The sequence below is a fragment of the Haloferax sp. s1 genome (assembly GCF_058382125.1).
Genome location: NZ_JBZRPK010000258.1, coordinates 1 through 2,473 on the forward strand (window position 1 = coordinate 1; position 2,473 = coordinate 2,473).

General features: G+C 63.6%; 3 protein-coding genes. All 3 read right to left on the bottom strand.

Features of this window, described 5'->3' with window-relative positions; all coding sequences use genetic code 11:
* Positions 1 to 1,708, bottom strand: a 1,708-nt coding sequence (locus QT222_RS02445; protein WP_491476193.1) for a DUF7282 domain-containing protein, incomplete at its 3' end; no start/stop codon positions are given.
* A 162-nt stretch (positions 1,709 to 1,870) separates the two neighbouring features.
* Complete coding sequence (locus QT222_RS02450) at positions 1,871 to 2,101, bottom strand: DUF7312 domain-containing protein (protein WP_004057458.1); 231 nt, start codon at positions 2,099 to 2,101, stop codon at positions 1,871 to 1,873.
* A gap of 69 nt (positions 2,102 to 2,170) precedes the next feature.
* Positions 2,171 to 2,473 (bottom strand): PEP-utilizing enzyme (locus tag QT222_RS02455; RefSeq protein ID WP_491476194.1); only part of this gene is annotated, 303 nt, incomplete at its 5' end.

A 2,473-nucleotide genomic window follows, 5' to 3' on the forward strand; every position in this document is an offset into this window, starting at 1 on the left:
GTAGTAGTGCGATGACCGCGAGCCCGGGCGAAAACGGAATACCAGCGTTGGTTCCGGAAGACGGTTCCAGCGGCGTCCGTTCGACGACCGGGTAGGGCGTCGCGGTCGGCGTCGTTGTCGCAGTCGATTCAGTTGTCGTGGTGGTCGGTGTCGGCGTCTTCGCGCCGGGTTCGAGTCGGACCATCGCGTCGTCGGCGATGATGGTACCTGCGGTTTCGTTCGTGGCGTTCGTCCCGTTCGTGGTGTTCGTCACGTTGAACCCACCCGCCCGGAACGGAGCGTCGAACGCCCGCGAGAAGTTCTGGTTGCGGTCGCGGTCGGCGTAGGCAATCGCGAGCAGTTCGCTGTCGGTCAACTGCCGACGGTCGAAGTCGACGATGACGTTCTTGTGTGACCCGGCCGGGAGGTACGCGCTGGTTCCTAACGGCTCTTCATCCGCGGTTTCGACCGTGACGAAGCCGCCGACCGAGAGGTTCACCTCGCTGATAGTGACGAACGTTCCGTCGGTCTCCTGGTCGACGAACCGAAGGCTCGCGTCCGATTCGAGAAGGCGCATCGTCCGCTCGGTCTCGTCGCGGTAGTCGCGAATCCACATCGGGAACGAAAGCCCGCGGTCGTCGGGCGCGAACGTGAGGTTCTGCGTCAGCGTCCCGTCGGATTCGACGGTGATGGGGACGAGTTTCAGGAATGGTTGGCCGGGGGCACGCGCTCGTAGTTCGACGGTACTTCCGGGTGCGAGCGTCGTCTTTCCGGTGACGTTCACGCGGAGCGATTCCCACGGATAGACCGTCTCGTTGTCCACGTTTACGGAGACGGTCGGCTCGACGAGTCGAACCCGTGACCGCGCGGTGATGGTGTCTTCTTCGACGAATCCGCTGTGGTTCCCCTGGAGCGTCACCCGCGCTTCGTAGGTCTCTTCGTCACCCTCCAGCGGGAGGTCCGAGGTTTCCCAGACGACGTAGACAACGTCGTTTTCGACGTCGGGGCGGATTGTCGTCCTGTTTTCCGGCGTTGCGTGGACCGTCTGTTGTTCGTGGTTGGGCCGGACTTCGAGTTGGTTCACCGAAATCTCGATCCCGCTTGCGTTCGCCCCGCCGGTCACGTCACCGGGTTTCAGCGCCGATTCGAGGCCGCTCTCGTTGAGTTGGATGACCGCGAGGTCGCCTTTTGCGACCTTCTGTCGCTCCGTGACGGCTTCGCGGACGTTCTTCGCCGTCAGTTTCGAGTCGGAGTCGTTGAGACTCGCTGGTGCGACGGTCGTCGTCGCCGACGTGTTGCCTCGGGGCTCGACCTCGAGTTGCCCGATAGCACGTTCGACACCGTCGATAGTCACGTTCATCAGGTACGCCGCCGGTTCGATGGGCCGCCGAAGTTCGGCAGTGTGGAGCGTCTTGTTCCCACCGCCGGAGACGTACGTCTTCGGCTTCCCGGTCGAATTGTAGGTGTCGATGGTGATGGTGGTCGTTCCCGACCCGCCGAGTTCGACGGTCAGGTGGTAGCCGTAGTCGTCACCACCGATATGGAGCGTGCCTGGCTGTGAGTGCGAGACACGTATCTCGACGACATCGCCACGTGTGACGGTTGTGACGTCTTCGCCGAACGAAGCGGTCGGCTCGTCGGCCGCGATTGCGGGCGTCGGAACCCAGAGCGCCGCGAAGAGAATCAACGCGGCGACCAACACGGAGGGTGCACGGGCTGCGTAACTCATTTCGTATGTCCCGGTTGGGGAGTTGGCGGTGGTTCCCGTCGCGGTCACATAAATCAAAAGGCCCGATTATCAAAATGGAAAGTCGGCGGGGGATTCTCTCCGCTTGTCGCGGCTCTCTCGGCGCTCGTTTGTCAGCGCTCCGTCCGTCTCCGTCCGTTCCTGTCAGCCCCCGCCCGGGAACACCGTGATCACGATGAGACCAACCGCGAATAGCACGCCGAGAAGGACGAAAACCACGTTCTCTGCTCGTGGTGACCCAGGCTCTATCGGGAGTTGCTCCGCTGTGGGCGACGCGTCGACTGGGTCGCGGCCGTCGGGCCCGACTTCGTCGACATCGTATCGCCACTCGTCTTCTCCGTCTGCCTCGTCCTTGGGGGCGGGACCGCGCGACATTAGTTACAGGTACGTGGTGCGGTGGGAAAGGGCTACCGCACTCCCGTTCGACGTCGCGTGCGTCTCGGCTCAGCGACTGCCGCGGTTGTAGCTGATGACATCGCCTTCGTAGACGATGCCGCGCTCCGCGTGGAGCGTGACGGACGCGCCTTCTTCGATGGTCTTCGGCAGCGGCGCGCCGGAAATCATCGGGATATCGAGTTCGCGCGCGACGAGCGCCGGGTAGCCCGTCATGCCTGCGCGGGCGTCGATGATGCCAGCGAGTTTGTCGGCGTCACCGTCGAATTCGCCGTCGAACTCGGCCGAAAGCGCGAGGACTGCGCCTTCCGGCACGTCGGAGAGGTCGCCGTCTTCGGTCCGGTAGAGCGGCCC